Annotated in this window: 6 protein-coding genes; all 6 read right to left on the bottom strand. The window is 71.0% G+C overall.

The genetic code is table 11. The annotated features are described in order from the left end of the window. The coding region (locus WA805_RS18545) for a cupin domain-containing protein (RefSeq protein WP_425242956.1) at positions 1-488 on the bottom strand (488 nt) is incomplete at its 3' end. 6 nt (positions 489-494) lie between these two features. Next, a complete protein-coding gene (locus tag WA805_RS18540; RefSeq protein ID WP_425242955.1) occupies positions 495-1,430 on the bottom strand; it encodes a PmoA family protein in 936 nt (311 codons plus the stop codon). Beyond that, positions 1,424-2,533 (bottom strand): Gfo/Idh/MocA family protein, encoded by a 1,110-nt coding sequence (locus tag WA805_RS18535; protein ID WP_425242954.1) that lies wholly within the window; start codon positions 2,531-2,533, stop codon positions 1,424-1,426. Before WA805_RS18535 ends, WA805_RS18540 begins: the two co-directional genes overlap by 7 nt. Then, entirely contained in the window at positions 2,530-3,363 is an 834-nt protein-coding gene (locus WA805_RS18530; protein WP_422340131.1) for a sugar phosphate isomerase/epimerase family protein, read from the bottom strand. Before WA805_RS18530 ends, WA805_RS18535 begins: the two co-directional genes overlap by 4 nt. A 286-nt stretch (positions 3,364-3,649) precedes the next feature. Next, complete coding sequence (locus WA805_RS18525; protein WP_425240405.1) at positions 3,650-4,798, bottom strand: dihydrodipicolinate synthase family protein; 1,149 nt, start codon at positions 4,796-4,798, stop codon at positions 3,650-3,652. Beyond that, positions 4,795-5,970, bottom strand: coding sequence for a Gfo/Idh/MocA family protein (locus WA805_RS18520; RefSeq protein WP_422340127.1), 1,176 nt, complete (start codon positions 5,968-5,970; stop codon positions 4,795-4,797). The genes WA805_RS18525 and WA805_RS18520 overlap by 4 nt, the downstream gene beginning before the upstream one ends. Between the last annotated feature and the right edge of the window lie 185 nt (positions 5,971-6,155).

Raw genomic sequence — 6,155 nt, 5'->3', positions numbered from 1 at the left:
GCCACGGCCACAGCGTCCCCGCCCGCGCTGCCCCGACCCGCACTACCTGCGGGCCCGCTGGCCACAGACTCAGGGCCGGGCAGCGTCGCGGCGCGCGCGTAGGCGCCAGAGTCGGCGAGGATCTCCGGCGGGAACGTGAGCACGGCGTCGCCGTGCTCGGGCAGGCCGGCGTTCTGCATCACGACGAACAGCCGCAGGTCCCCCTCGTTGACCAGCCGGTGGATGGTGCCCGGGGTGAACCAGAGGCAGTCGCCAGGGCGCAGCGGCGTCTCCGCGTACCCGCGCTCGCCGAGCGTCTGGAGCCGGCCGGCGCCGGAGGCGACGACGTAGCCTTCTGTGGAGGCGAGGTGGACGTGCGCCGAGCCGCCGGGCAGCCCGTCGGGCGCCACCCAGTCGTAGACGTCGAGGACCGTGATCGCGGTCGCCCCTGGGAAGGCCGCCGTCGCGGCGGGGTGAGCCTGCGGGGAACTAACGGTACGTTCGGACAAAATCGATCACTCCTCAGCCGGAAGCAAGTCCCGCGCGGCCGCGCGCTCGGCGAGCCGGGCGCAGGCGGCGGGGTCGAGCGAGCCGTCCGCGACCGCGATTTCGTAACGCAGCGTGAGCGCTGCGTCGGCGTCGAACGGGAACTCCGTGTCGAAGAACGGCGCGGGGCACACGGCCGCGAACGGCGTGCTGCGCACGAACCACTGGCTCGGGTAGCTGAAGTTCGCCGGCGAGTCGCGGAAGACCAGCGTGGAGCTCCGCCCGTGCTCGTCATGCCGCCCGGCGAACGCCAGCCATGGCGCGCGCGTGCCCATCAGCTCGTCGCTACCGGTGCCACCAGGCGTCATCACCGTCCCGCCAGTAAACGAGCGCGGACCGCGCCAGAACAGGCCGCCGTAGCCGGCATTCGGCCTGCCCGCCGTGGTGGGACTGCCGATCACGATCTGCGCGCCGCTGATGTTGACCAGCGTGGTCTCGAACGCGAGCAGCCACGCCGCGCCGTCGCCGTCGCCGCCGCCGTCGGGCAGGACCGTCGCGGCGATCCGGCGACGCTCCGTAACCGGCGTCTGGCCGGACTCGGTCACCCAGGTCAGCCGCTCGTCGAGCCGCACGACGTCGTCCTTCACGTCCGCCACGTCGAACCCGTCGTGGCGCATCACGCCGTCGTTGTGCGCCTGGACGTAGGCGCCGTTCCTGAAGGTGGGACCGCCCCAGAAGTTCTCGGTGCCGACGTGCGGCAGCGACAGTGCGATGCCCTTGTGCCACACGTGGTCATGCGGGCGGTAGAGGGTCACGAGGTCGCCCCGCAGCGTGCGCACCGGGTGGAAGAACGGCCGTGGTGACTCCAGTTGCGCCTCGCCAGGCCGGTATACGTAGCGGAACAGCTCGAGATCATCAGCCAGGGCCGTGACTTCGGTCTCGTCGTGCAGCAGGGAGATCACCACGCCTCGTGGCCTCCGTTCATCGCGGTGTAGAACGCCGCGGGTGGCCCGAGGTCGGCCGGCGCGACGGGACGGCGCGTGAACGCCGAGGCGTAGATACCCGCGATCAGCGCCATCGTGCGGCGGGCCTCGGACGGCGACACCGGCGGACGCCGGCCGTCGCGCAGCGCGGCGAGCACGCGGGCGAACTGGGCGGCGTGACTGCTGTGTGCGTCGCCGCCGCCGCCGTCGGCAGCGTGTTTCCAGGCCGCCGTCACGTCGGCTTCGCAGCCAGGGGCCGGGGTGAGCCGCCAGTCGTCGTCGCTGTAGCCGTATAGGTGGGTCACCTCCACGGTCGCGCGCTCGAAGTCGAACCGCAGGTAGGACTCCTCCCGCGGGGACAGCACGCTGTTCACCACGCTGGCCACCGCGCCGTTCGCGAACGTGACGTGCGCCAGCGACAGGTCCTCCGTCGGCATGGTCCTGGCCTGGGTGCGGGCGATCGCGGACACCTCGGTCCAGTCGCCGAGCACGTCGAGCAGCATGTCCATCTGGTGGATGCCGTGGCCCATGGTCGGGCCGCCGCCCTCGGTGTCCCACCTTCCGCGCCAGGGCACGTCGAAATACGCCTGGTCACGGAACCACGTGGTGTGGCAGACGCCGATCAGGGGCCGGCCGAGCGCGCCGCTCGCTGCCAGCTTCTTCAGGCGGCGCTGGCCGGCGCCGAAGCGGTGCTGGAAGACGGTGGCGAACCACGGCGGGCGCCGCTCCGCGGCTGCGAGCTCGTCGAACTCCCGCAGGCTGATGGTGGGCGGCTTCTCGGTCAGCACGCTGGCCCCGCCGCGCAGGCATTCGAGGGCGATCGGGTGGTGCGTGCTCGGCGGCGTGCAGATGTGCACCAGATCGGGTCGCGCCTGGCTGAGCAGGGTGGCCAGGTCGCCGTAGCCGCCCGGGATATGGAATTCGGCACAGAACGTCCCCAGCTGACTCTGGTCCACATCCATCGCCGCGACGATCGTGGCGGGCGCGGGCGCGGCTGCTTCGGCCTGGCTGGTGATTGCCCTTGCGTGCGAACGCGCGATGTTCCCGGTGCCCACGATCGCGATCCGAACCGGTTCCGCTGTCACGTCAGCCACGTCGCTATCAGCGTTTCGTACCTGTCCTTCAGGCGGGCGAGCACGTCGTCCGGGTCGGCCGCCCAGACGTCGGCGTTGAAGATCTCGACCTCGACGTCGCCTTGGTACCCGGCGACAGTGACCGCCTGGCACAGCGGCTGGAAGTCGATCACCCCGTCGCCCATCATCGCCCGGCCGAGCAGCACGTCGGCGGGCAGCGGCATGAGGAAGTCGCTGACCTGGTACCCCGCGATCCGGCCCTCCCGGCCGGCCCGCTGGATCTGGTCGCCGACCTCGGGATCCCACCAGAGATGGAAGGTGTCGACGATGACGCCGACCGCCTCCGCCGGATATCCGGCGGCGAGGTCCAGGGCCTGCCTGAGAGTAGAGAGCACGCCCCGGTCGGCGCAGTACATCGGGTGCATCGGCTCCAGGGCGAGGCGGACGCCGCGCTCTTCGGCGTACGGCACGAGCTCCGCGATGGCGTCGGCCACGTGCGCGCGGGCTGCGCCCAGCTTCTTGCTGTTATCAGGCAGGCCGCCGACGACGAGGACGAGGCAGGCGGCGCCGAGTTCGGCCGCCTCGTCGATGGCGGCGCGATTGCTGTCGCGCCAGCCGGGCCGGCCGAAGAACCCGCCCCGGCACAGCGACGAAACCCGCAGCCCAGCATCCCGCACGACCTTGGCGCTGCGCTGGAGGCCGAACTCCGCGACGGGCTCACGCCACAGCCCGACGGCTCCGATGCCGTGCCTGCCGCACCCCTCGGCAAGCTCCCGCACGCCCCACGACCGCACGGTCCACTGATTCACCGACAGCCGCTCGGCCGCGGCCCGCGGCCGCATCTTGCTGTTATCAACAGCCCAGCTCACGGCTTGCTCCACGGCGCCGACGGTACGCCGCTTCTTGCTGTTATCACCAGTTTGTCGATAGTGCTGGGGATTTGGCCCCGGATAGGGGCCAAATCCCCAGCGTTAACCCATCCGGATCCACCGTCGACCGGCTTCTTGCTGTTATCGTCGCAGCTCCGATAGCGCTGAAGGTTTGGCCGGTTATAGGCGGCCAAACTTTCAGCGTTGACGCAGGCGTGACCGCTTCTTGCTGTTATCGGCGGACCGGGGCAGGGGACGATCACTGGGGGATTCCGTACTGGGTGAGCAGCGCGCTCATCCGGCGGACGGAGAGGTCGGGGTCCGGCAGCAGGCCGGCGCTGTCCGCGAGGCGGAACACCTCGGCCAGGTGCGGCAGCGACCGCGCCGCCTGGGCGCCGCGGATCATGACGAACGCGTCCTGGTGCCCGGCCAGCCAGGACAGGAACGCCAGCCCGGTCTTGTAGTTGTAGGTCGGCGCCTCGAAGATCTTCCGGGACAGCGTCACGGTGGGCGCGAGGATCTCCTCGTAGCTCAGCATGTCGCCCTCGTCGAGGGCGTGCAGGGCCGTGGACGCCGCCGGCGCGATCGCGTCGAAGATCCCCAGCAGCGCGTGGCTGCCAGAGGCGATCAGCGACGGGTAGTTGAAGTCGTCGCCGGTGTAAAGCCGCACGCCCGCCGGGAGCGCGGTCCGCAGCGCGACCTCGTGCTGCGCGTCGAGCAGCGACACCTTCACGCCGTCGATCTTGGCGATGTTCTCCCTGATCAGCTGCAGCAGCGTCTCCGCGGCGCGCCAGATGTCAGGCGAGCCCCAGTAGCCGGCGAGCGCCGGGTCGAACATCTCCCCCAGCCAGTGCACGATGACCGGCCGGTCCGCCTGGCCGAGTACCGCCCCGTACACCTTGAGGTAGTCCTCGGGCCCGCGCGCGAGCGCGGCCAGCTCCCTGCTGGCCATGAGCACCACCCCGGCTTCGGTGGCGCGGATCGCGTGCAGCTGCTGGCTGTACGCCGTCACGATCGCGTCCAGGTCCGGCGCGCCGGGCGCGTGGTCGGTGCCGACGCCGGCCGCGACCAGTTCCGCCGGATCGCCGAAGTCCTTCGCCGCATCCGCGGACCGCTTCGCGAGCTCGCGGGCCGCGGTCCAGTCCAGCCCCATGTTCCGCTGCGCGGTGTCCATCGCCTCGGCGACCCGCAGCCCGTACGCCCACAGGTGCCTGCGCACCCGCAGCGTCGAGTCCCAGTCCACCGCGGGCTCCGGCGCCGCCGGGTCGCCCAGCGGATCGGCGACCACGTGCGCCGCCGCGTACACGACGCGCGACCGAGGCGGCCCCTCTGGGCGCGGCCAGCCGCGGGGCGGGGAGATCTGGTAAGGCTGCAGGGTCCCGTCGGCCGCGGGCAGAACGATCTTCATGAGCCCGCCACAGTAGTCGCCGGCACCTCGATGCGCCGCCCTTCCGCGGACGACAGCATCCCCAGCTCGGCGACCCGCACCCCGCGGGCGCCGGCGTGCAGGTCCTGCCGGAACGGCGCGTCTTCCACCACGTGCCTGACGAACATCTCCCATTGCAGGCGGAACGCGTTGCCAGGTTCGCCGTCCAGTGGAGCAGGCTGCCATTGATCGAGGAACCTGCTTACGTTCGGGATATCTGGATTCCAGACGGGACGCGGGGAGACGCCGCGGTGCTGCGCGACGCAGTCCCGCAATCCGGCCACCGCGCTGCCCTCGGTCCCGTCGACCTGGAACTCGAGCAGCTCGCCGCGGTGTACCCGCACGCACCACGAGGAGTTGAGCTGGGCGACGACGCCGCCGGCCAGCTCGAAGATCGCGTACGCGGCGTCGTCCGCGGTGGCGTCGTACCGCTCGCCGCGCTCGTCCCAGCGATCCGGGATGTGCGTGACCGCTCGCGCGGTGACCGCCTCGATCGGGCCGAACAGCCCCTCAAGCACGTACGTCCAGTGCGGAAACATGTCGAGCACGATGCCGCCGCCGTCCTCCTTGCGGTAGTTCCAGCTCGGGCGTTGCGACGTCCGCCAGTCACCTTCGAACACCCAGTACCCGAACTCGCCGCGGACCGACAGGATCCGGCCGAAGAAGCCGCCGTCGATCAGCGACCGCAGCGCGCGGATCCCCGGCAGGAATAGCTTGTCCTGCACCACCCCGTGCTTGACGCCGGCCCGGTCGGCCGCGTCCGCCAGGTCGGCGGCCTGCTCGCTGGTGGCCCCGGTCGGCTTCTCGACGTACACGTGCGCGCCGGCGTCGAGCGCCTTCATCACGGCCGGGTACCGCTGGCTGGTGACCTGGGCGTCGAAGTAGATCCCGCCCCCTTCCTTGATGCTGTCCAGGGCCTCGTCCAGGCTGGTGGTCCAGTCTTTGATGCCGTGCCGGCCCGCGATGTCGCGGAGCTTGGCCTCGCTGCGGCCGACCAGGACCGGCTCGAGCCGGACCCTGCGGCCGTCACCGAGCGGCACGCCGTCGTCGGCGTTGATCGCCAGCACCGACCGGACCAGATGCTGGTTGTAACCCATGCGCCCGGTGACGCCGTTCATGACGATCCTGACGACCTCGGTTGGTTCGCTGCCCATGATCAACACACTAAATGAGGCGATTTGGGCCGGCCAGCCGGGTGCGGGCCGGCGCCGAGCTGACGGGTCCGCGCCGCCGAACGTCCCTGTTCATCCCGAACGGGCCCGTGGTTCCTGCCCGGCCAGGCTGCTGCAGGCCGGGTCGGGCATTATTGGCGGATGCCACTGTTCGCGTTTGAGGGTCA

This window comes from Trebonia sp., from assembly GCF_049794275.1.
Classification (GTDB): Bacteria; Actinomycetota; Actinomycetes; order Streptosporangiales; family Streptosporangiaceae; genus Trebonia.
Note: the sequence above shows the minus strand (reverse complement) of the source record. Positions and strands in the feature narration are given on the sequence as shown.

Coding starts and splice junctions, on each gene's coding strand:
- WA805_RS18530 (WP_422340131.1), bottom strand. CDS start 3,363: ATGCGGCCGCGGGCCGCGGCCGAGCGGCTGTCGGTGAATCAGTGGACC.
- WA805_RS18525 (WP_425240405.1), bottom strand. CDS start 4,798: ATGAAGATCGTTCTGCCCGCGGCCGACGGGACCCTGCAGCCTTACCAG.
- WA805_RS18520 (WP_422340127.1), bottom strand. CDS start 5,970: ATGGGCAGCGAACCAACCGAGGTCGTCAGGATCGTCATGAACGGCGTC.